This window comes from Nocardia sp. JCM 34519.1, assembly GCF_020361265.1.
GTDB lineage: Bacteria > Actinomycetota > Actinomycetes > Mycobacteriales > Mycobacteriaceae > Nocardia > Nocardia arthritidis_A.
Genome location: NZ_JAIRBR010000019.1, coordinates 127,313 through 149,910 on the forward strand (window position 1 = coordinate 127,313; position 22,598 = coordinate 149,910).

The window sequence follows — 22,598 nt, forward strand, 5'->3', positions numbered from 1 at the left end:
CACAACGGGAACTATTTGGTGACGGTGTCGCTCGGCGTGCCCGCGATCCGGACCGGGGTCGGCGTGCTGCCGGTCTCGGCCGGTTGCGCCGAACTGCGGTCCATCGCAAGCAATCCCGCGATGGTCGCGCCGAGCGCCAGCGTCACCGCGACGGCCGCGAGCACCTTGCGCCGGTCCATCGGGCCGGGTGCGCGCAGCGCGGCGCCGACTCTGGCCCGGGCCATCCGCACGTCACCCATCGGGCGCTCGGCCGCCAGCAGCACCGCGCCGCGCGCCGAAACGTATTCGGGTTCCGGGTCGTAGATCATCGGCAGATCGACGAGCTCGGCGAGCGCTTCCCGGATGCTCGGGCTGCGGGTGCAGCCGCCGAGCAACACCATCGCCTCCGGCTGCACCCCGGACTCCTCGATGATCTGCCGCACGAACGACGCCGAGTGGTGAATACCCGCCGCGCACAGTTCGGCCAGGTCGCTGCGGGTGACCACGGCCCGGCCGCCGGAGACGGTGTCCATCGCGGTGACCACCCTGGCATTGCTGAGCGCCTCGCGGTGCCTGCGGCTGGTGATCTTGTCGGTGAGCACGCCGCCGCGCGCCAGCTGCCAGCGCAGCAGCGCGTCATAGCCGTCGCCGCCGAGTACCGTGCTGCGGCGTCCGGCGAGCACGGTGTCGGTGCGGCAGTCGGCGTGTGTCACGGTGAGACCGGAACTGCCCAGGTCGTAGAGGATTACCGAACCGCTGTCCGGCAGTAGACCGGTGAATCGGAGATAGCGCAGTTGGGCGAGCGGCTCGTCGACGATGGTCAGGCGGGTGCGGCCGGCTGTCGCCCGGATGGCCTCGGCGTGCAGGGTGCAGCGGCAGGTGACGGCGGTGGAGGTGATGAGTTCGTCGCGGCGTTCGGCGGATGCGCTCATTCGGCGGATCGCCTCGAAAACCGGTTCTTCGACGCCGCCGCCGGCCCGGCGCGGCACCTGGCACCGATCGATCGGGGGGAGGTGGGGCTGATCGGAATGCGTGAGCATCGCGCGTGCGCCACCAGCGCCCGCCGACACCCCCAGGACCAGCACCATGGACTCCATGGTGGACCTTTTCCCCTTCGCTGCCAAGGCGACCGCGCGGGGAATTCGCTAGTTGGATGCCGGACCGTTACCGGTTGGTCGTCTCGATAGCGTAGGGGACCGGCCGGTACCGGCGCTAGCCGTCGGCTGGGTCGGCGGCCCAGCGGACCGCCTGGCCGCCCGCGTCGAAGTCGCCCGCCGCGTGCCGGAACTCCGCGAGCAATTGCAGCAGTGTCCGCAATCGGTCCGGCGGCAGACCCGGCATCGAGAACACCTCGGCATTCAGGCGCTCGGTGGCCTGTGCCACCAATTTCCTTCCGGCGTCGGTGATTTCGATAAGCGTAGCGCGGCGGTCGCTGGGGTGCGGCACCCGGCGCACCAGTGCGGCCGCCTCCAATCGGTCGACGGTGTTCGTGACGCTGGTCGGATGGACCTGCAGCCGCGCGCTGGCCTTCGCCATCGGCAGGGCGCCGGTTTTGCTGAAGCTCAGCAGCATGAGCAATTCGTACCGGGAGAAGGTGAGCCCGGTCGGTTTCAAGGCCTCGTCCACCCGGGCCATCACGATTTGCTGGGCACGCACGAGTGAGGTGACGGCGGCCATGCCGTCGGCCACGTCGCCCCAGCCGTGGCCGCTCCACTGACGATGCGCCTCCGCGATGGGATCCAACGGAAGTGGGCGTGGCCGAGACATATTCCGATCATTGCACGCTGCTTCGGATCACGGTGAGCGCAACGATGGGCGCGCCGGGGCGAATTCGGCAAGATCTATCACACGACGCGACGGTGAAATTCCGAAAGTCACCGTCTCCGTCGCGAATTGGATGCAAGCGGGCGTGGCTGAGTGGTTGAGGCAACGGTCTGCAAAGCCGTTTACGCGGGTTCAATTCCCGCCGCTCGCTCCAATTTACGGGTGCGCTGCCGGGCAGGGCCCCGGACCGATGGATGTCCTCCCGCCGGTCCGGGGCCGCTCGTATTTCAGACGAGACCGGAGAAATCCCGCGCTACGGCGTGGTTGCGATCGGCGCAGGTGCCGAGCGTGTAATCCGGGTAGAACCCGTAATATTCGCCGCGGGTGGTCGTGCTCCAGAGCCGGGCGCCCGGGCTGCGGGTCTTGTAGAAGTTGACCAGATATCCGCCCTCGTAGACGCGCAGCAGCGAGTAGCCGCCCGGATACTCCTTGACCGCCGCCACTTCCAGGAATTCGACGGCGCAGTTCGCATCCGGCCTGGTGCGCCGATTGCGGTGGGTGTGGCCGCTGTGCTGGAGAAATACACCGGGCGCTCGCTCGTACATGCCCTGTAGTTCGGCGCTGGTCGGCCCGTCGAGTACGAAGGCGGGGCCGGCGATATTGGTGAGACCGGATTCGGCGGTCACCGGGTGATGGCCGAATACCAGGGTGGGGCGGTCCGGATCGGCGCGCAGGATTTCGCCGAGCCGATCCAGCTGCGGGCGTTCGATGCTGCCGCCGGAGCCGTCGAGCTGGCTGGTGTCCAAACCGATGATGCGCAATTCGCCGAGCGTATGTTCGGTGAGTTCCTGGCGCGGCAGGAATTGTTCGCCCCAGCAGTCCCGGTGGTCGCCCGCGTATACGGGGCAGCCCGCGTAGTCGGCGCCGATGTGCGGCCGGTCGTGATTGCCGCGCGCGACCAGATAGTCGCGGCCGAGCACGCCCCAGGAATCGAGCCGGGCGCGCACCGCCCGCGACTGTTCCGGTGTCGCCTCGGCGGTGAGATCGCCTGCGACAAGCAACCTTTCGGCACCACGGGCGCGCGCGTCGTCGAGCAGCGCGGCCAGCATCACCTCCGGATACGGCGGCACGTCCTGGCTGAAACCCGGCGGCAGACCGTCCGCGATGATGCCGCTGATCGTCTCGCCGTAGTGCACGTCGTTGCTGAGCGCGATGGTGTGCAGCAGCCGCCCGGGCGGCGGGGTCAAAGTGGTGAATTCCCCAGTGGATTCGGGTGTTCCGGGAGCTCCGGCGACGAGATTGAGCGCGGGCGTCGCGCGTACGCCCCGCGACCTGGCCTCGAATCGGTATGCGCGCCCGGGTTCGAGACCGCCGATTTCGGCGTAGTGGTACGGGGTCGGGGCGGCGTCGTAATAGACCTCCACGAGCGGCCCGAGTCCGTCGGCGGGGCCGAGCAACACCTCGGCGTCGGCATCGGCGGGCAGCGGGCGGCCCGCGGCGTCGGGGGAGCAGGTCGTCCAGGTGAAGATCACCGAGGTATCGGTGATGGTGACCACCTCGAGGTCCGTGGCGAAGAGCGGATTCGCCTGTGCGCCACCCCTTCCCGTATTCAGCATCGGTAGCATTGCCGCGAGGCCGATGGCGCCGAGAACCGTGCGCCGGGACGGTCCGCAGCAGCTCATAGCTCGCGGATCAGTTCTTGCTCGACTGTCCGGAACAGACCTTCCACGTTCCATCTTCCTTCGTGAGGCGCTCGTTGGTTGCGGTGTCGGTATCGGGTTCCTGCCCCGGCATGGTCAATGTCAACCTACCGGTGATGTGCGCGGTCGCCTTGTTGCCGGTGATCACGATGTTGTCGATTCTATCGATGGTCACGTCGACTTTCGCGGCGGCGAACTGGCGCCGCTGCTGTTCGGGCAGCGCGGCGAAATCCGCGCGATCGGCCGCGCAGGCCTTTGCCGCGGCGGCCTGGAAACCGTTCGCGCCCAACGTATTGTAGAAATCGTGGATGGCCAGTTCGATGCGCTTGTCGTCGGCGGCGAACGGTCCCTTCCCCTCGGCGGTGAGCAGCGCGGCCGCGGTGATCGCCGCCGCCACCACGATGCCCAGCGCCGCGACCAGCGCGATGACCAAACCGGCCTTGGCTTTCCGTGAACTCAGCGGTCCGGCGGGAGTGGGTAGCAGCTGAAGCCACATCGGGTACTGCGGTTGCGCCGGGTCCCGCGGTGGGTCGTCGGGCGACTGCGCGCCCTGCGGATGGTTCATCTCCTCATCCTTGGTCCGAGTCCGTAATCCGATAGCCCGCTCGTGTGCAGGCTACGTGCCGCCTCCGCGCGCCACGCGGGAAATGCGGCGGTGACAACGGGTTGTCCTCCGGCCCAGCGTCGGCACGAATTCCGGAGCGATTCATTCCTCGAATTTCGGCGCGAATCGCGCGGATCAGGCCATCGACCAAGATCATGGTCAACAATTGGCAAATTTTATCGTGAAAGAGGAAATCGCTGATACAGTCCCATAACTGATCCGGAATTAGCGTGCGACATGGCGTCATGTCGCAAGAACTGCTATCGCGTGGCAACCAGACGTGCTGGCCTCCAGCATCGACCGAAAGGTGTGACCGCATGAGGATCAGGAAATTCGTCACGACATCTTTGCTCGCCATTGCCGCGACGAGCATTTCGGCAACGGTCGCGCATGCCGACCCGGCGGTGCCCGTGCAGAGCGGAACCGAACACGGTGTCGGCTACACGACCACCATGACCGAGGACAACCAGGGCGTGACGACGCACCTGACCAACGGCAGGTTCGACCTGACCCCGGACGGGAACGTCATCAGCATCACCGCCGATGACGGCACGCTGGTCGAGCGCTGGCCGACGGCGTTCCAGGCCCCGGGTTACCTCATCCGGGTATCCGCGGACGTCAGCCCGGACGGCAGCACCATGACCGTGCACCCGACGGAGCGGATCGTGACGCCGACCGATCCGGCGCAGCCGCCGTTGAAGGATGTCGGCCTCATCGGTGGTGTCGCGGGCGTCATCGTCGGGGCGCCGATCGGCGTAGTGCTCGGCTGCGCAGTAGGTTTGGTGTTCCTGATCGTCGGCTGTATTCCCGGCATCTTCATCGGCGGCGTGATCGGCGGCGCCGTCGGTGGTTTGATCGGCGTGGTCCTCATCTGAGTCGATCCGGGGCCGCCGCGGTGCACGCACGCGCCGCGGCGGCCTCCGGTCGTTCCGCGGTGAGGCCCGAAAAATCGTGGAGCACAACGTGATTGCGATCGGCGGTGCTGCCGAGTGCGTATCCGGGCAGCAAACCGAAATACTGGCAGCGGGTACGGGTGCTCCAGCGGCGGGCGGCATCGGTGCGGGTCTTGTAGAAGTTGATCTGGTAGCCGCCCTCGTGGACGCGAAGCAGGCAGTAGCCGCCCGGATATTCCTTCACCGCGGCGACTTCCAGGAATTCGACATCGAGCGGGATATCGGGTGTGCTGCGCCGCGTCCGGTGGGTGTGGCCGCTGTGCTGCAGGAAAACACCCGGGGCCGTGCGATATAGCTCCTGCAGCCGAGCCGCCGCACGCCGATCGAGGACGAAGCCGGGGCCGCCGAGGTTGGTGAACGCGGAATCCCTCGTGACCGGATGGTGGCCGAAAACCAGTGTCGGACGGTCGGGTTCGGCGCGCAGCACGGTGCGCAGGTGATCGAACTGCCTCGGCTCGATGCGGCCGCCGGACGCGTCGAGGTCGGTGGTGTCCAGTCCGAGCAGGCGCAAGCCGCCCACCTCGTGCACCTGAAGCTCCTGGTGCGGCAGGAAATTCGCGCCCCAGCAGTCGTGGTGTGCCGAGCCGGGCACCGCGGGTCCGGTGCGGTACTCGGGACCGATGTGCGGACGGTCGTGATTGCCGCGACAGACGAAATAGTCCGCGCCCAGCGCGCCCCAGGTATCCAAATGCGCGCGTACGCCGCGGCATTCGTCCGGCAGGGCTTCGTTGGTGAGATCCCCGGCGACTATCAAGTGATTTGCGCCGTGTGCGCGTGCGTCGGCGAGCGTGGCGTCCAACATCACCTCGGAGTACGGCGGGTGGCCGGGATCCTGACGCACACCGCGCGGCCGGTTCCGCAGGACCAGCCCGCTCACCGGTTCCCCATAGTGAATATCGTTGGCCAGCACGAAGGTTCGCAGCAGCCGGCCCGGTGGCGGCACCAGGGTCGTGAAAACACCGCTGGATTCGGGACGGCCCGATCGTTGGGTGGTCACATTCCTGGCGGCCGTCGCGCGGACCCCGCCGGACCAGGCCTCGAATCGGTAGCTACGTCCGGGTTCCAGGCCGTCGACCTCGGCGTAGTGGTAGGCGGTCGGCGCCGGATCGGAATGGGCGAGCACCGGCCGCCTGCCCGAATCCGCCGGGCCGATCCACAATTCGGTATCGGCGGGCAGCGGCATCCCGGTATCCGGGGCGATGGTATTCCAGGTCACTATCACCGACCGGTCGGTGATAGTGACCACCTCCAGACCGGTGGCCACGGTCGAATCGCGTTGCGCCCGAAACGAACCGGGGCGCGCCGCCAGTAACCCCGGCACCGCGGCGGTCGCCGCGAGCACCCCGAACACCGTCCTGCGCGACGGCCCGTAGCGGCTCATCGCGAATCCCGATCTTGCATCGCGCCCTCCGATCCCTCGGATATGCCCGACGTTAGCGGGAACAGCGATCACGAAAATGAACGTGACCAGCCGTTTTCACGAACCCTCCGCAACGGTGGGCCGAAGCTCTCGTCGCGATCCGATCGATGGCCGGTACACGGAATCCGAACGCCCGGCGAACAGTCCGGTGTTTCAGTCCAGCGCCGCGTTCAGGACGGCGGTGTCGACGTACTGGTGCAGGCGGAAGAGTTTGCCGTCGCGGACCTGCCAGAGGTGGGCGAATTCCGCCTCGAATTCGCGTCCCGTTTCGCGTGCGGTGCCGCGATAGTGCCCGGTCACCACCACCGTTCCGTCGGTCGTGCGCTGGCAGGTCTCGTCGTATGGGGCCATATCGAAGTTCTGGTGAACGACACCCCACAGCCGGGTCAGGGCGTCGTGCGGTCCGGCATAGGCGCCGCCGAGGCCGAGCGGGAGTCCCGGCGCCGCGCGCACCTCCAGTTCCGGGTGCAGCAGATCGCTGACCGAGGTTCCGTCGTGTGACTGGATCGTGGTGTAGAAGGCCTTGACGATATCCAGGTCGGACATGATGCCACTCCATCTAGTGTGATTGTTCTAGAATAATCACACTAATACCGAGAGTTGGCCTTGCGGTTGAGATATGGCGCACAGCATCGGCCGTTCAGTAATCGGCGAGGGCGATCGCGTTGGCCGCGCGATTGATCGGCTTCATGATGGGGCGCAGGGCCAGTCCCTTCCACGGCATCCGGCGCAGCATGCGGAACATGGCGGTCTGCATGCGAATATCGCGCGGCGTACACGCCACCATGCGGGTGGCATTGGTCCAGCCGAGGGTGAGGTTCTGATCGATATAGGCGCCGACGGTGCGTTGGTAGTTCGGGAACGCGATCCGGTGCTCGCCCGCCGCCGATTTCAGCTCTCCGGCAAGAACATACGCGCCCACCAGCGCCATGCTGGTGCCCTGGCCGGCCAGCGGCGACGGACAGTAGGCGGCGTCGCCGACGAGTGCGACCCGGCCCCGCCACCATTGCTCCAGCCGCACCTGACTCACCGAATCGAAGTAGAAGTCGGGCGAATCAGCCATGGCGGACAACAGCTTCCGGGTCTCCCACCCGCCATCGGCGAATGCCGTGCGGACCAGGCGCTGCTGAGCCGCGATATCGCGGCGGTCCGGCAGATCCGGCGGTGCGGGAAAGATGAACTGCACCTTTGCCTCGGACGGATGCGTGCTGTACACCTGCACGACGTGCCCGGGCGTCGGGTAGAGCAGCTCCCAGTGATCGAGATCGAAGAAATTGGGGATCGTGTAGACGCACGCCATCATTCCGGTGTGCCGGACGAATTCGGTTTCCGGGCCGAAGATCTGCCCGCGCACCCCGGAATGCAGGCCGTCGGCACCGATCACCAGATCGAAAACCCTTGGGGTGCGGTGCCGGAAGGTCACCTCCACACCGTCGGCCCGCTCGGTCAACCGGGTGATCGAATCGCCGAACAGGTATTCGACGTCGGCTCGCGTTGCGTCGTAGAGGATTCGGGCCAGGTCGCCGCGCAGCATCTCGTCATCGCCGGGGGCACGCAGGCCGATCAGGTCCGGTCCGAGTGTGGCCAGCGGCTCACCGGTGCCCGCAATCCACTGGCCGCCGCGGATTCCGGTGCTCGCCGCCGCGACCGCGTCGGCACAACCCATGCGGCGCAACAGCTCCATCGCGACGCCGCGCACATCGACCTTGTATCCGCCGTCGCGCGGCCCGGGCGCCTGCTCGACCACCGTCACCGTGAACCCGTACCGGTGCAGCCAATACGCGAGTGCGGGTCCCGCCACGCTCGCACCGGAGATAAGTACCGTCTTCTCGCTCATGCCGGAAAGCTTCGGCAGGGCGGCTCACCGAACGCTCACCGTCGGCTCACCGCGAGTCACGGGTCCTCGTGCGGAAGTTGGTCGAGGCGAGACTTGCTCAACCCGAGCTGCCTGCCGATCTCGGTGTAGCTCAGGCCGCGGTCGCGGGCCTCCTCGATCGCCGACTGGCGGATGCCGGACAGTTCGGCGATCCGGATCTGGTAGTAGATGATGAGTTCGGAGGACAGCCGGGCACGGCGAATAGCGTTGGCAATGGCGCGAATTCGGTCGACATCATTGTCGATGGACGGCGGCCGCTCCGGCGCGTCCTCGGCCGCCGCGACATATGTCCCGTGCCCGCGCACCGTGCGGACCAGGCCCTCGTCGCGTAGGAGGTCGAGCGCCTTGCGGATGGTGAGTCGCGAACAGCCGTGCCGCTCGGCGAGTTGTGCGTGGCTGGGTAGCTTCGTGCCCGAGGGAAGCGCTCCGTCGCGAATCTGTCGGGCGTATTCGTCTGCGATGGAGACATACGCCGGATCAGCCATAGCCCGAGGTTACTGGTTACTCGCTGGCGCGGTGCCGAGCTCGCGGCTAGCGCCCCAGGCCCTCGATCACCTCGACGCCGGGCAGCCCGGCGAGCGCCGCACCGGAAATGAACAGTTTGCTTCCGCGAATCCCGCTGCCCACCACCAACTCCGGCGCCGCGGCCACCGCGGCATCGATCAGCACCGGCCACTCCTTCGGCAACCCGACCGGTGTGATTCCCCCATAGGCCATACCACTCGACTCCACCGCCTGCTCCATCGGCGCGAACGACACCTTCCGCGCGTCGAGCAGGCGCCGCACCACCCCGTTCACATCCGCCCGCGTTGTCGCCAGCACGACGCAGGCCGCCAACCGTTCCACCCCGCCCCGTTTCGCCGCTACCACAACACAATTCGCCGAAGCTCCCAGCGGCACCCCGTACGCCTCGCAAAACGCCGCCGTATCGGCGAGTTCCGCATCGATGGCCGCGACCCCGACGTCATCGTGCCCCGGAACCTCCCGCAGCGCCTCGGCCACCGGCACCGCCAACAAATCGGGCCGCTCCACCGCGACCTCAACCATCAAACTCCCGCCAATGGTCCATTGCACATGGCCCAGCGTAGTAGGCCCTGAGATGCGTTTGATCGTCAGCGCCGGTCGGGTCGCAGGTCCGCGATGCGGAAGTGGTGCGCTCACCCGCCGGTAGTGCGAACGTGCCGATGCCCATCGCCGGGAAATTCGGGCGGTGCCGGAGGTAGCAGCTCATGCAGGATGAAGCCGCATTTGTGCGCCACCCGGCAGGAGGCTCGATTGTCCACCGCGTGCAGCAGCTCCAGTCGCGTCAGCCGGACCATATCCTGTTCAGCCAGTGCCCACCGGGATACTGCCGCCAAAGCGCGGGCGGCGACGCCTCGCCCCCGGGCGTGGGCAGCGGTCCAATAGCCGACCTCGGCCGCATCCGCTCCGGCGACCTTCACCGCCACGTGGCCGACGATCGACCGATCATCGTCCTCGACGACGGCGAAACTGAAACGCGTGGCGTCGGCCCAGCCGATCGCCTGTGCCTCCAGCCAGTTTCGAGCCTGGGCCGCGTCGGCCAGTGAGGTGGCCAACCAGCGCCGCAGATCCGGATCCCGATGCGCCGCAACCAAAGACGGCAGATCGTCGAAATCCCACGGGCGAAGCCGTAATCCGGCCGCTCGCTCGGTCGGCGGCACCGACAAGATGATCGTCACGAGCATCCATTATGGATTCGGTTCGGCAGACCGCACGAGATGGTCTGCGGCGGGTGGTCTTTCGGCGGATGGTGCGGTCCGATGAGGTGCAAGAGTCGAGCAAGAGCTGTGTAAGCGGGCGCGGACATGATGGTGGCATGTCGATAGTGACCGATAGCGTCGAGTCCGCGGATGGCACCCGCATCGTTTTTCACGTGCAGGGGGAAGGGCCGCCACTGGTAATCCTGCACGGGACCCTGGTCACCACGGAGATGTACCGGGATTTGGCCGATCTGCTCGCCGCGCGGTACCGGGTCGTGACAGTCGAACGCCGTGACTACGGGCCAAGCGGAAGCGGACCGCGACCGGCCCGATTCGCCGGGCACGCCGCGGATCTGGCCGCGGTGCTCGCCGCCGTGAAGGAGCCCGCCTTCGTTTTCGGGCACTCCTTCGGCGGCCTCGTCGCACTGCACGCGATGAACGACATTTCCTCTGGTGTGCGGCGATTGGCGCTGTACGAGCCCCCGGCCACACTGACCGGTCCGGTGTTGGCACCGGCACTGGCCACGATCCGGGAGCTGACGAGCACTCACCGCCCGGTGGACGCGATACTCGAATTCTTCGCCGCGATAAGCGATTCGGCTCCCCGACCCGACGCCTTCCGGCCGTTTGCCGAGACGCTGGCCGGCCGCGCCACCGGTCTGGTCGCGGATCTTGAATGTATGACGGCGATGTCGCCCGACGTGAGCCGCTGGTCCGGCATCGACACGCCAACCCTGCTGCTCAACGGCGACCTCAGCGACTCATATGGCAGGAAAAGCGTCGACCTCCTGCGAGCGACGCTTCCGAACGCCCACACCACGAGCTTGGCGGGCCTCGGCCACCACCCCGACGACCCGGTACCGGTGGCCGCTGCACTGTGCGAGTTCTTCGGCTGAACTCGGCACCCGCACTGCTCTGAATACTGCTGGTGGCCAACCGAGGCTCCGAGCAGGCCGCCGTCGGATTGTTCGGACCGCGACGGAATTCCGGTCTCGAAGGTCCGGCCGGACTCGACATTTCAGCCTCCCGTTACCGGAGACTTCGCCGAGAGTTCCGGACTGGACTGTCCGGCGGTGGCAGCGCCGAAGGTTGTGGCATCGCGGCCCACCGGGGCGGCGGCTACGGAAGGAACGTCGAAATGCCCTACTTCACAACTCCGGACGGTATCGATCTGTTCTACCGCGATTACGGTTCCGGTCGCCCAATTGTGTTCGCGCACAGCATGCTCATGAGCAGCGATATGTGGCAGCGTCAGCTGGTGCACCTGGCCGAACACGGTCACCGTGCCGTCGCCTACGACCGCCGAGGGCACGGCCGGTCCGACGACCCGGGGACCGGATACGACTTCGACACTCTCGCCGACGATTTGGCCGCGTTGCTGGATCGGCTCGATCTCACCGATGCCGTGCTGGTCGGGCATTCGATGGGCGGCGGTGAGGTCATCCGATACCTGACGCGTTACGGCACGACGCGCGTCGCGCGCATCGCACTGGTCGGCGCGACCGCGCCGTGCCTCGATGCCGACCCGCGGACAGCGGATGCGCTGCTGGACCAGTTGAGCTTCGGCTACGGCCGATGGGTGGCCGAGAACGCCGCGCTGTCCTTCGGTGACGACCTGCCCGGCTGCGACATTCCGCAACTCGAGAAGGATGCCACCATCCGGGATTGGATGCGGGTGGCGCTGCATGCCGCGGTCGAATGCACCAAAGCCAACCTGGCAGCGGACTTTCGGTTCGAGGCGCGCCGAATCACGGTGCCTACGTTGGTGATTCACGGCGACCATGATGCCTTCGCGCCGTTGCACACCTGCGGCCGCCGCTCGGCGGAGCTCATCCCCGACAGCAAGCTGGTGATTTACCGCAACGCCTCGCACATGCTGCATTTGTCGCATCGCGAACAACTCGATCAGGACCTGCTGATGTTCGCACGGTCCTAGCCGCGCCGTTGGACCGCGCCCGGCAGCGCATCGATATCACCGGCGTGCATCGGCTCTCCCCAACGGGCGCACCGCAGGTCGACCTCGCTGATCTCGCCGCGGGCGTGGCAGCGGTACAGCACCGGCGGGCCCGATGTCGGCACCGGCTCGTGCATCCGCACGGTTGTCCGATCCGCTGGAGGTGCGTACCGCGCACCGGAGTCATGGTCGTGTGAACCTGTGAATCAACGGAATTCAGTGCCGGAATGCCGGATTCACAGCTGCCGCATAGTCGTATCGAGCAGCGTGCCGGAAGATGAACGGCGCACCGGATGCGAAACCGTTGTATTTCGTTGGCGGGGGCGAGAGTCCGCGTTATCGGCCAGGTCCTCGGTATCGCGGAATGGCTGATATGAGGCCGCGCACCGCATCCGGACGTGTCGACGGACCGGCGTAAGCCCGCATCTTCCCAAAGTTGGGAACAGTCAACTCGACCGAACCTGGCACACTGACTCGATCGAAGGTCACCTTCGCGAACTGTCGCAGCGTTTGCGCACCGGTTGGTTCAGCGGGCTGTTCAACTGGGGAGCGCGGGGTTGACAGCGGGCGGCGCGGATCGGCGGCGCGGACGCGGGTCGGCCGCCAACGTGCGGCAACGCCGTCGGCGCGCGGAAGTCGGCATCGGCGCCGGCGACCGAGTTCCTTGCCGGGTCGGCCGTGCCTGCCGGTAGATAATCCATTTCGGGCCCGAGTAGCGAGAGAAACGACTGTTCTATTTGGTTTTGCGAAGTACGCATACCGAATATCCGCAACATTTCAGATAATTTGTTTGCCAACTATTGGGGAATGCCTGCCCACGGAAGCATGGGCATAGCCAGCCGATCCCTGTCGTTGCTGCGGCATGCTTTCGAGTGGTAACGTTTCGCTCATCCGGTCGATGGTGATGCAAATCACCTGACCCTGGTCGGCGAAACATGCCGAAGGTGGTTTGATCGAGGGGAATCCAGCGTGCACGATATCGAACAGCATGCGCATTATAATTGTGTCGGCATCGGGGTTGGGCCCGCGAATCTGAGCCTGGCGTCATTACTGTATGGAAATCCGGATATCTCGAATCTCTTCCTGGATGAGAAGACGGAATTCAGCTGGCACGACGGTCAGCAGGTGCCGAACACCACCCTCCAGGTTTCACTCCTCAAGGATCTGGTGAGTCTCGCGGATCCGACGAACAGATTCTCCATTCTGTCCTATCTGCACTCCCGTGGCCGGATCTATCATTTCCTGAACGCGCAGTTCGACGCCATGCCGCGGGCAGAATTCCGCAACTATCTGAAATGGGCCGCCGACCTGAACGAGAACATCGCGTTCGGTGAGCGGGTGCTCGAGGTCGACTTCGACGGTGTGTTCAGCGTGCGGACGAATCGCCGCACGGTGACCGCCGACAATCTCTCGGTAGGTGTCGGCACCAGCCCGTGGGTTCCGAAGATGGTGGAGAACCTGCTGGGTGCGCAGCATTTCCACGTCAGTGAGATCATGTCGCGGGCGTACGACCTCGCGGGTAAGCGGGTCTGCGTCGTCGGCGGCGGACAGTCCGGCGCCGAGGCGTTGCTCGAGCTGATCTCGCGTCAGCAGCACGAGCGGCCGCGGCGCGTGTCCTGGGTGAGCAGGCGGCGCAACTTTTTCCCGATCGACGATTCGCCGTTCACCAACGACTTCTATATGCCGAGCTTTTCCGACTATTTCTACCGACTCGACTACGCCAAGCGTGAACAGTTCAACAATGAGCAGGTACTGACCAGCGACGGTATATCCATGTCGACACTGCGCGCGATTTATCAACGCATCTATACATTGCGCTTCATCGACGGCGAAACCGATCTGGTCGCACTCTATCCGAACCGTGAAGTGATCGAGGTCCGGCCCGGCAGCCGCGATGATTGGATGCTGCGGGTAGCCAATAGCAATCATCCGGGAGTGCTCGGGCAGATCGATGCCGATGTGGTCATCTGGGCGACCGGTTTCCGGTCCGCCGCCACGAGTTTCCTGAACCCCATCGCACATCGTCTCGAACGCGAGGGCGATGAACTGAAAATCGACAACCAATTCGCGGTGCAATGGGACGGCCCGGCCGACCGGAATATATTCCTGCACAATTCGGCCGTGCGGCAGCGCGGCCTGGCGGATCGCAATTTGAGCCTCATCGCCTGGCGCAGCCGCCGCGTGATGGATCGGCTCTGCGGCGTCCGCAGCGACGAACAGCTCGGATCTTTCATCGAATGGTCCGCGAAACTGTCACCCGGGGACGCCGTCACCGAGGCACTGCCGCGATGACCGATTTCGATGTGATCGTCATCGGCGGTGGCATCATCGGCTGCCTCATCGCGCGCGAGGTCATCGCCCGTGGCACGGATGTCTCGGTCGCGCTGCTGGACCGGGACCTGGTGGGCTCGGGCGCCAGCAGGCGTTCGGCCGGTCTGCACTTCCCGCGCGGCGCCAGCGCACGGGTGCGCGACATGACGGCCGCCAGCCAGGACTATTACGAGCAGCTTCGATACGACCGTCCGGATCTGCCGATCCACTCGCTGGAGATGTCGGTGCTCGCTCGCGAGACCGAAGGCGTGGATCGGTACTACCTCGATCGCGCCAACGCGACTCGGATCGCCGGGCTGCCGGGCGATTCCGTGCCGGTCCCGCCGGGGATGGGTGTGTGGAATGTCGATGGCGGCCATTACGCCGACGTGGCCGCACTGGTGGTGGCATTGACCGCGGAACTGCGCCAACGGGTCCATATCCGGGAGTCGACCGCCGTCACCGCGGTCGAGCCGGACCGGGACGAGGTCGTCGTGCGGCTGGGCACCGGCGAAACCTTATGTGCCGCAATAGTTGTCCTGGCGCCGGGACCATGGGTGCACGCCCCGGCCTGGCGGGCGGCCACCGCACCGCTCGGGGTGCGGGTGAAGCTGGTGGCCGCCATGCACATCGATCAGGCGCCGACGGCATCCGACCGCGTGATCGTATTCCAGGACCCCGACGCATTCCTGCTGCCGATGGCGCATCGCGGTCACTGGCTGTTCAGCTTCACCAGTCAGCAGTGGGATGTCGAACCGGATGCGCTCACCGGCGGCGCGAGCGCGGCCTGCCTGGCGGAAGGCCGCGACGTCCTCGCCGCGGTCGCACCGCGACTGGCCGGACGGGCCACCGCCGGCCGCGTGTTCTGCGACGCGTACAGCCCGAACCGAGAACCGCTGATACGGGCGCTCGCCCCGGACCGGCGCGTGATTTTCGCGGGCGCCGCCAACGGCTCCGGCTACCGACTGGCCCCCGCCATCGCGGCGGAGGCCGTCGATCTGCTCTCTATCGGACCTGCGAGGAGACCCCTTCATGTTGATCACCCGATACGATCCCGCTGAGTTGTCCGCCGCGTTCGGCATCGATATGAGTTCGGAGCACGGCTTCGGGCTGGGGGCGGGCTGGGGCCGGGTGCTGCCCGGCGGGGCCAGTCAGCCGCATCAGCACGACGAGACCGAGATGTTCGTAATCGTCAGTGGCAGTGGCGAACTCGTGGTCGACGGCAAATCGATTCCGGCCGCGCCCGGCACGGTGGCCAGATTCGAGCCGTTCGAAACCCACGTCGTCCGCAACACCGGTGCGGACGACCTCATCTTCTTCGATATGTACTGGCGCGATCCCGCCGAGGCGGTCGCGGCCAGTTCGGTGCACCGTCGGCGATTCGACGAGCGGCCCGTCTTCGTATTCTCCACGCCCGCAACGCCGAACGGCGATCTGCACCTCGGGCACCTGTCGGGTCCGTACTTCGGCGCCGACGTATTCGTTCGATTCCAGCGGCTCAACGGCGTCGAAGCCTGGCACCTCACCGGCAGTGACGACTATCAGAGTTACGTCGTCGACCGGGCGGCGGCCGACGGGCGCCCGCCCGCCGAGGTCGCTGCGCACTTCGGCGCCGAGATAGCGGCGACGCTGGAACTGCTCGATATCGTGCCCGATCAGTTCCTCGAGACGGATGCGGACGACACCTACCGGGCCGATCTGCAGCGCTTCTTCTCCAGGGTCGTCGCTTCGGGAGCGGTCAATGTTGTTGCCGCACCGGCCTTATTCGACCCCGAGACCGGCGAGTACCTGTACGAGGGCCGGGTCGCCGGGCGCTGTCCCGGCTGTGGCGCGGGCACGGCTGGCAATATCTGTGAGCAGTGCGGTGAGCCGAATCTCTGTGTCGACCTTGCCGATCCGCGGCTGAAGGGGACCGACGCCAGCCCCCGGGTCGGCGAAATCGGCCGATTCTCATTGCCGCTACACGAGTTTCGCAAGGACATCGCCTCGCACCACAGTCTGGGCCGGGTGCCCGCACGGTTGCGCGAACTCGCGAATCGAGTATTCGGCCGCGATCGGCTGGATCTGCCGATCACCCATCCGGCCGCCTGGGGTGTCCCGCCCGCCGAAACGGCGGTGGACGGTCAGGTCATCTGGGTCTGGCCCGAGATGGCGTACGGCTTCCTGCACGGCATAGAGGTGCTCGGGCGACGGCTCGGCCGTCCGTGGCGCGCCGCGTCGCCGGAGCAGGACTGGAAGATCGTGCACTTCTTCGGTTACGACAACAGCTTCTACCATTCGCTGCTCTATCCGGTGCTGTACAAGCTGGCCTATCCGGGTTGGGAGCCGGATATCGATTACCACGTCAACGAGTTCTACCTGCTGCACAACGAGAAGTTCTCGACCAGCCGCAAGCATGCGATCTGGGGTAAGCAGGCGGTACGCCCCGGCAACGTCGACGCGATGCGATTCCATCTCGCCCGCACCCGGCCCGAGGGCAGGCGCACGAATTTCTCTCCCGCGGAATACAATTCGACGCTGCGCGATACCCTCATCGGCTCGTGGCAGCGCTGGCTGCACGATCTCGGCGCGCGGGTGCGGGAGGGCTACGGCGGCACGGCGCCGGATGCCGGAGTGTGGACGCCGGAGCACACGGCCTTCTTGGCCAGGCTGGCGGCCCGCCGCTCGGCCGTCACGACAAGCCTTGGCCAGGACGGCTTTTCGCTGAATCAGGCCGCCGCCGAACTCGACGGGATCGTGGCCGACGCGGTTCGGTTCGGCGAGTTGGAGCGCGCCGTCACCGGAATCGACCTGTGGCGCGACGAGGCGCGTACCGCCATCGCACTGGAACTGGCCGCGGCGCAGCTGCTCGCCCGCTGCGCGCTGCCGGTCATGCCGCGGTTCGCGGCCCGGCTGGCGGCCGCGCTCGGCGTCGCGCCGACGAAGAGCTGGCCGCACACGGTCGAATTGGTCGCGCCGGGAACATCGATCGATCTCGCGGTCGATTTCTTCCCCGCCGACGGCGTTTTGGAGGAAAGCAATGTCTGATGAGGTCACCGATGTCATCAATGCGATTTCCCGCAACCAGAGCCGGGATACGAAACATCGCATCCACTATGTCATCGACGGGCAACCGCATTCGCTGACGCTGGCCGAACTCGACGCGAAGGCGATCAAGGTGGCCCATCGGCTGCGCGCGCTCGGGGTCGGACCGCGCGACCGGGTCGGCATCATCTCCCCGAACCGGATCGAATGGGTGCTGCTGGACTTGGCGGTGTTGAAGCTCGGTGCGGTCATCGCACCCTTCGAATCCGATCGCTTCGATCCCGAAAAGGTCGGCGGCGACTTCGGTCTCGCGGTGGTGTTCGCCGAGCGAGCCGCCGAAAGCGGCGACGTGCTGCCGATGACGACGATCGCCGAATGGGCCGACGGCCCGGAAGGTGAACCGCTGCAACCGCATTCGGGCTACGACCCGGCCGATATCTGCGCGATCAAATTCACCTCGGGCAGTACCGGTACGCCGAAGGGGCTGGAAGCGACGGTGGTGAGCATCAACAGCGATATCACCGCCGTACAGGAGATGTTCCACCACACCGATGGGGACAACCTGCTGTCCTTCATGGGCATGTGGTTTCTGCAGCAACGCTATTGGGTCTACTCGGCGCTGATGTACGGACACGACATCACCATCTCGACCTACGAGGCCGCCCTCGAGGTGGCGGCATTGACCGCGCCGACGGTGGTCATGGGCGTGCCGGGCTTCTATGAGGAACTGCTGGAACGGCTCGAAACCACCGGTCCGACAGCGGATCTCGACAAGCGGCGGGAACGGATCCAGCAGGAACTCGGCGGGCGCGTCCGTTACCTCTGGACGGGTTCGGCGCCGCCGCGGCGGGCGCTGCTGGATTTCTTCAACGACTGCGGCATTCCGCTGTACGAGGGTTACGGGCTCACCGAGGTGTGCATCGTCGCGAAGAACCATCCCGGCGCGGTGCGCCTGGGCAGTGTCGGAAAGTTGTTGCCGGGCAAGACCGTTCGCATCGCCACTGACGGCACGATGATCTTCGGCAGCAGTCATCCGGTGAATATCCGCTACACCTGGGCCGCGCCGCACGTCAACGAGCAGACCTTCCTGCCGACCGGCGAGGTCAAGACCAGCGATATCGGCTACCTGGACGAGGACGGTTTCCTGTTCGTCCGCGGCCGGTTGGACGAGGCGTTCTCGTTGACCACCGGTCGCACGGTGTATGTCCGCACGATCGAGGAGCGGCTGCGCGCCCATCCGGACATTCACGAATGCGTGCTGTACGGCGCGGACCGCAGCTATTTGACCGTCATCATCTCACCCGCCGTGCCGGATCCGGACCATGCGGCGCTGCGGCGGTTCATCGTCGAATGCAACGAGGGGGTGCCGCACGAGGAGCGCGTACATGCCGTCGTGCTGGCACCCGAGCGGTTCTCCATCCAAAATGGGCTGCTGACAATGCAATTGAAGCTGCGGCGGCGGGATATCCACGCGCGCTTCGCAAACGAACTGGCGGCGGTGTACCGGGAACCGGATCCCGGTCCGGCCGATCCGATGCTGATCGTCGCCGAATGACCGCGAGTAGGGAACGGATTATGAGCTGGGACAAGTTGAAGGATCTCGTACTGGTGAACGACCGGGTCGAGCTGCGTCGGGTGCGGTTCACCGATCGCCCGGGTTTCGAACGCATCGTATTCGACCCCGAGATCTGGAAGTACTTCGTCGCGCGTGTCGGCACGCAGGACGAACTGGACGATTTCCTCGAATCCGCCGTGGTGGACACCCTGCGCGGCACCAGGATCGTCTTCGCCATCATCGACCGCGCCAGCGGCGAAATCGTCGGCAGCTCGGCATACGGCAACCTGGCCGAATCGGAGCGCCGCGTGGAGATCGGTTGGTCGTGGCTGGGTGCGCGGGCCCGGCGCACCGGCATCAACCGTGCGGCCAAATTCGCCCTGCTGGAGCATGCCTTCGACGAACTCGACTGTGAGCGAGTGGAATTCAAGACCGATGTGCTGAACACCCCGGCGCGGACCGCGCTCAGCAGGCTCGGCGCCACCGAGGAAGGCGTGCTGCGCAGCTTCAACTACATGCCCGGCGGACGGCGGCGCGACGTCATCTACTACAGCATCCTGCGCCGTGAATGGCCCGATGTGCGCGCCAATCTGCGCGGCGTCGCCGGTGCGTGAAAGGAGCGGCGTGTACAGCGAAGAAGTGGTCTTCGACGCGGGGGACCAGAAGCTGGCGGGGACAATGATCTACGCCGACAACGGGCGCAGGCCGAGCATCGCACACCTGCACGGCCTCGGGCCCACCGCGAGCAGGCACCAGGTTCGGTACCTGCTGGACCCCTTGGCCGAACACGGCTACGGCTCGTTGACCTTCGAATATTCCGGCAACGGTGACAGCACCGGCGTGATGGAGGAATCCTGCATCGCCCGGCGAATGGCGGAAACCCTTGCCGCCGTGTCACTTCTGGACCCAGACGAACCGCCGCTGCTGATCGGCGGCAGTATGGGCTGCCACCTCGCGGCCAGCCTCGTCCCGACCATCAAGCCGCGGGGCCTGGTGTTCTTCGTTCCCGCCGCCTATCCGGGTGGCGCCGAACATCTGGTGTTCGACGAAAATCGGGCCAGGGCGGGCAATTACGCCGATTCCGCGGCCTTCGCCGGTATGCGGGAATTCGACGGTGATCTGCTGATCATCGCCGGTAAATACGATCAAATAGTGCCGTCCGATGTGGTCGGCGGATATCTGGACAGCGCGCGCAACGCTCGTTCCACCGAGGTGATCTGGCTGGAGGGCGATCATTTCGTGCATCGCTGGCTGCCGGGACCCGACTGGGCCACCGAGCGCGCCGCCGTACAGGAGGCGCTGCTGCGCTTCGTTTCCACCGACTATGCCCGACGGTGAAAGAGGAGAAAGCATCATGGTTTCCGAGGACAACATTCTCCGGCGACACGACCAGGCGAGCATCGATCTTGTCGAGAACGGCTTCCGCGAAGGCCCATTGGCCGATGCCATCCGAACCGCGCCGACGCTGGCGACCCGCACCGGGCTGACCAAGGCCGAATTCGATCGGGAATATCGTGCGCAGCTGCGCCCGGTGGTATTGAAAGGCTTCGTCTCCCATTGGACTTCGGTGCAGACCTGGTCCTTCGAGCATCTGCTCGCCTTGGCCGGCGACGCCGAGGTGACGATGGACAGCGTGCGCGGAACACCCACGCGCCGAGTGACTTTCGCGGAATTCGTCAACCTGATGAAGGTCAACGAGGTTCCGCCCGCCGAGCCGCTGCATCTGCAGGAGTGGTACTACCAGACCAACGCCCCCCAACTGGTGCCCGAACTGCCCGAACTGGAGATCGCGCAATACGACTTCCGACGAAATCTATACGGCGACAAGGCATCCGTGAATCACCAGCTGTGGGTCGGCCAGCAGGGCGGCATCACCCGGATGCATCAGGACTCGTATTCGGTCGATGTGATGCACGCGCAGATCGTCGGCACGAAGCGCTGGCACGTCATGGGGCCGCACGCCCGGCTGACCCGCGACGCGAACGGCGAGCCGGATTGGGCCGCGCTGGTGGCCGATCCGCATACCGAGCTGCATATCTTCGATCTCGAACCCGGTGACGTGCTGTACCTTCCGGCGAACTGGTACCACCGGATCGAGCTGCTCACCGATTCGATCGGGCTCGGCCGTAAATGCTTGGACGAGAAGAACCTTCAGATGCACGTTCGTCAGCGGATGAACGAACTGCTCGCGCTGCTGTTGAATTACGACGAGGTGGCGCAAACGCATCCGGAGCTCGTGCCGATCCTGATGCTGCGCAGCCGGGCGCTGGCCAAGCAGATGGATCTCGACCTGTCCCGGTTGCGTCCCTAGAGGTACGCCGCATGCGCCCCAACACTTCTCGAGCGCCGTCGACGGCTCTCGTACTCACCGCGCTGGCGGCCGGATTCGGCATGGCCTCGCTCGACGTCAGCGTGGTGAACCTGGCGGGCCCGCGCATCGAGGCCGATCTCGGCGCCTCGCTCACCCAGCTCACCTGGATCATCGACGGCTATGTGCTGACCTTCTCCTCGCTGCTGCTGCTCGCGGGCGGGTTGGCGAATCGGTTCGGTATCCGCCGGATCTATCTGATCGGGTTGGTGCTGTTCATCCTCGCCTCGGCCTGGTGTGCCGGGGCGCGGGATCCCGGCATGCTCATCGCCGCCCGGATGACGCAGGGCGTCGCGGCGGCGATGTTCATGCCGAGCTCGATGGCCTTGCTGGTCAATATGTTTCCCGATCCGGTCCGGCGCGCGAAACTGCTCGGGGTCTGGTCGGCGATGATCGCCACCACGCTGGCGCTGGGACCGTCACTCGGCGGATTCCTGGTGAACTGGTTCGGCTGGCCGAGCATCTTTCTGGTGAATCTGCCGATCGGGTTGATGGGGCTGGTGCTCACCGTCCGCCACATTCCGCCGATGCCGCCGAAGGATGTCGTCATCCCGTTTCGCGGCAATGTGCTCAGCATCGTGATCCTGTCGGCGCTGTGCTTCGTGTTGATCGAGGGCGTGCACCTGGGCTGGACCGCACCGCCCATCCTGGCCGGGCTCGCGGTGGCGATCTCGGGTGGTATCGCGTTGGTGATGAACGAACGTCGTTGCGCGACAGGCGTGATGCCGTGGGAGATGTTCCGGATACCGGAGTTCGGCGGTGCGAATACGATCGGTTTCCTGTTCAACTTCGCCCAGTTCGGCTCGTATTTCGTGCTGTCGATCTATTTCCAGCAGGTCTGCGGTATGAGCCCGGTGGCCGCCGGATTGGCGCTGCTGCCAATGACTTTCGCCATCCCGTTCGCGAATATCTTCTACGCGTGGATCTCTCGGCGGGTGCCGGACGGCAAACTGCTGACGATCTGCCTCACCACCGCGACCCTGGGCACGGCCGGGCTCGCGCTGGTCTCGACCCCGGCGGCCGCATATCTGCTGGTGGCCGTGTTCGGCTGCCTGGCGAATCTGGGGTCGGGCGTCGTATCCCCGGCGATGACCGCGACACTGTTCAACGCGGCGGGCGTCGATCGCTCGGCGGCGGCGGGCGCGGCGCTGAACACCAACCGGCAGATCGGCACGCTGGTCGGCATCGCAAGCACCGGAACGCTGTTGGGCCTCGGCTTCGGTACGGCCACCGATGTGCGCATCGCGTTCGCCGTAATGACCGTCGTCTACCTGACCGCCATCGCGGCCGCCTACCTCCGCGTGCTGAACCCTCGCCGCATGCCGGTTCGTTCGGCGGCATTGGCTCGGTAACGGTTCGTGTCGGGCAGA

Annotated in this window: 23 protein-coding genes and 1 tRNA gene; 12 read left to right on the forward strand and 12 right to left on the reverse strand. The window is 66.0% G+C overall.

Annotated features, from left to right (window positions below):
- Positions 1-11: 11 nt before the first annotated feature.
- Both LGY53_RS33875 and LGY53_RS33880 read right to left on the reverse strand, forming a co-directional pair.
- Complete coding sequence (locus LGY53_RS33875) at positions 12-1,067, reverse strand: Hsp70 family protein (protein WP_167472464.1); 1,056 nt, start codon at positions 1,065-1,067, stop codon at positions 12-14.
- 124 nt (positions 1,068-1,191) lie between these two features.
- On the reverse strand, positions 1,192-1,746 hold the full coding sequence (locus LGY53_RS33880) for a MarR family winged helix-turn-helix transcriptional regulator (RefSeq protein ID WP_225730771.1): 555 nt from the start codon (positions 1,744-1,746) through the stop codon (positions 1,192-1,194).
- Positions 1,747-1,882: 136 nt separating this feature from the next.
- On the opposite strand from LGY53_RS33880, the gene LGY53_RS33885 reads away from it, so the two are divergent.
- Positions 1,883-1,957 (forward strand) — tRNA-Cys (locus LGY53_RS33885).
- Between the two features lie 73 nt (positions 1,958-2,030).
- Here the strand turns inward: LGY53_RS33885 and LGY53_RS33890 are convergent.
- A complete protein-coding gene (locus LGY53_RS33890) occupies positions 2,031-3,359 on the reverse strand; it encodes a metallophosphoesterase (protein WP_225730772.1) in 1,329 nt (442 codons plus the stop codon).
- Between the two features lie 76 nt (positions 3,360-3,435).
- Entirely contained in the window at positions 3,436-4,008 is a 573-nt protein-coding gene (locus tag LGY53_RS33895) for a hypothetical protein (protein WP_225730773.1), read from the reverse strand.
- 356 nt (positions 4,009-4,364) lie between these two features.
- On the opposite strand from LGY53_RS33895, the gene LGY53_RS33900 reads away from it, so the two are divergent.
- Positions 4,365-4,922 carry a hypothetical protein gene (locus LGY53_RS33900; protein WP_225730774.1) on the forward strand — a complete coding sequence of 186 codons (558 nt, stop codon included), beginning with the start codon at positions 4,365-4,367 and terminating at the stop codon, positions 4,920-4,922.
- Here the strand turns inward: LGY53_RS33900 and LGY53_RS33905 are convergent.
- The 6 genes from LGY53_RS33905 to LGY53_RS33930 form a co-directional block, all read right to left on the reverse strand.
- Positions 4,915-6,381 (reverse strand): metallophosphoesterase, encoded by a 1,467-nt coding sequence (locus tag LGY53_RS33905; RefSeq protein ID WP_225730775.1) that lies wholly within the window; start codon positions 6,379-6,381, stop codon positions 4,915-4,917. The genes LGY53_RS33900 and LGY53_RS33905 overlap by 8 nt on opposite strands.
- A gap of 192 nt (positions 6,382-6,573) precedes the next feature.
- A complete protein-coding gene (locus LGY53_RS33910) occupies positions 6,574-6,966 on the reverse strand; it encodes a nuclear transport factor 2 family protein (RefSeq protein ID WP_225730776.1) in 393 nt (130 codons plus the stop codon).
- A gap of 94 nt (positions 6,967-7,060) precedes the next feature.
- Positions 7,061-8,257 carry an FAD-dependent monooxygenase gene (locus tag LGY53_RS33915; protein WP_225730777.1) on the reverse strand — a complete coding sequence of 399 codons (1,197 nt, stop codon included), beginning with the start codon at positions 8,255-8,257 and terminating at the stop codon, positions 7,061-7,063.
- 56 nt (positions 8,258-8,313) lie between these two features.
- A complete protein-coding gene (locus tag LGY53_RS33920; protein WP_225730778.1) occupies positions 8,314-8,781 on the reverse strand; it encodes a GntR family transcriptional regulator in 468 nt (155 codons plus the stop codon).
- A gap of 46 nt (positions 8,782-8,827) precedes the next feature.
- The gene (locus tag LGY53_RS33925; RefSeq protein WP_225730779.1) at positions 8,828-9,343 is read right to left on the reverse strand and encodes a YbaK/EbsC family protein; all 516 of its coding nucleotides are present in this window, start codon (positions 9,341-9,343) and stop codon (positions 8,828-8,830) included.
- 110 nt (positions 9,344-9,453) lie between these two features.
- Positions 9,454-9,996 carry a GNAT family N-acetyltransferase gene (locus LGY53_RS33930; RefSeq protein ID WP_225730780.1) on the reverse strand — a complete coding sequence of 181 codons (543 nt, stop codon included), beginning with the start codon at positions 9,994-9,996 and terminating at the stop codon, positions 9,454-9,456.
- Positions 9,997-10,133: 137 nt separating this feature from the next.
- On the opposite strand from LGY53_RS33930, the gene LGY53_RS33935 reads away from it, so the two are divergent.
- Both LGY53_RS33935 and LGY53_RS33940 read left to right on the forward strand, forming a co-directional pair.
- Positions 10,134-10,913: an alpha/beta fold hydrolase gene (locus LGY53_RS33935; protein WP_225730781.1), complete on the forward strand. Its 780-nt coding sequence runs from the start codon at positions 10,134-10,136 to the stop codon at positions 10,911-10,913.
- A gap of 242 nt (positions 10,914-11,155) precedes the next feature.
- Positions 11,156-11,953 (forward strand): alpha/beta fold hydrolase, encoded by a 798-nt coding sequence (locus LGY53_RS33940; RefSeq protein ID WP_225730782.1) that lies wholly within the window; start codon positions 11,156-11,158, stop codon positions 11,951-11,953.
- On the opposite strand, the gene LGY53_RS33945 is transcribed toward LGY53_RS33940, so the two are convergent.
- Both LGY53_RS33945 and LGY53_RS33950 read right to left on the reverse strand, forming a co-directional pair.
- On the reverse strand, positions 11,950-12,114 hold the full coding sequence (locus LGY53_RS33945; protein ID WP_225730783.1) for a hypothetical protein: 165 nt from the start codon (positions 12,112-12,114) through the stop codon (positions 11,950-11,952). The genes LGY53_RS33940 and LGY53_RS33945 overlap by 4 nt on opposite strands.
- 634 nt (positions 12,115-12,748) lie before the next feature.
- Positions 12,749-12,961, reverse strand: a complete 213-nt coding sequence (locus LGY53_RS33950; protein WP_225730784.1) for a hypothetical protein — start codon at positions 12,959-12,961, stop codon at positions 12,749-12,751.
- On the opposite strand from LGY53_RS33950, the gene LGY53_RS33955 reads away from it, so the two are divergent.
- From LGY53_RS33955 to LGY53_RS33990, 8 genes are read left to right on the forward strand one after another with little or no spacing between them, the layout of a single operon-like run.
- Complete coding sequence (locus LGY53_RS33955) at positions 12,941-14,263, forward strand: lysine N(6)-hydroxylase/L-ornithine N(5)-oxygenase family protein (RefSeq protein WP_225730785.1); 1,323 nt, start codon at positions 12,941-12,943, stop codon at positions 14,261-14,263. The two genes, LGY53_RS33950 and LGY53_RS33955, sit on opposite strands and share 21 nt — an antisense overlap.
- Positions 14,260-15,342 (forward strand): FAD-binding oxidoreductase, encoded by a 1,083-nt coding sequence (locus tag LGY53_RS33960; RefSeq protein ID WP_225730786.1) that lies wholly within the window; start codon positions 14,260-14,262, stop codon positions 15,340-15,342. The genes LGY53_RS33955 and LGY53_RS33960 overlap by 4 nt, the downstream gene beginning before the upstream one ends.
- Positions 15,314-17,308 (forward strand): class I tRNA ligase family protein, encoded by a 1,995-nt coding sequence (locus LGY53_RS33965; protein ID WP_225730787.1) that lies wholly within the window; start codon positions 15,314-15,316, stop codon positions 17,306-17,308. The genes LGY53_RS33960 and LGY53_RS33965 overlap by 29 nt, the downstream gene beginning before the upstream one ends.
- Entirely contained in the window at positions 17,301-18,860 is a 1,560-nt protein-coding gene (locus tag LGY53_RS33970; RefSeq protein WP_225730788.1) for an AMP-binding protein, read from the forward strand. Before LGY53_RS33965 ends, LGY53_RS33970 begins: the two co-directional genes overlap by 8 nt.
- A 20-nt stretch (positions 18,861-18,880) precedes the next feature.
- Complete coding sequence (locus LGY53_RS33975; RefSeq protein WP_225730789.1) at positions 18,881-19,474, forward strand: GNAT family N-acetyltransferase; 594 nt, start codon at positions 18,881-18,883, stop codon at positions 19,472-19,474.
- 10 nt (positions 19,475-19,484) lie between these two features.
- Positions 19,485-20,198, forward strand: coding sequence for an alpha/beta hydrolase (locus tag LGY53_RS33980; protein WP_225730790.1), 714 nt, complete (start codon positions 19,485-19,487; stop codon positions 20,196-20,198).
- A gap of 16 nt (positions 20,199-20,214) precedes the next feature.
- On the forward strand, positions 20,215-21,171 hold the full coding sequence (locus LGY53_RS33985; RefSeq protein WP_225730791.1) for a cupin-like domain-containing protein: 957 nt from the start codon (positions 20,215-20,217) through the stop codon (positions 21,169-21,171).
- An 11-nt stretch (positions 21,172-21,182) separates the two neighbouring features.
- Positions 21,183-22,580, forward strand: coding sequence for an MFS transporter (locus LGY53_RS33990; RefSeq protein WP_225730792.1), 1,398 nt, complete (start codon positions 21,183-21,185; stop codon positions 22,578-22,580).
- Positions 22,581-22,598 lie beyond the last annotated feature (18 nt).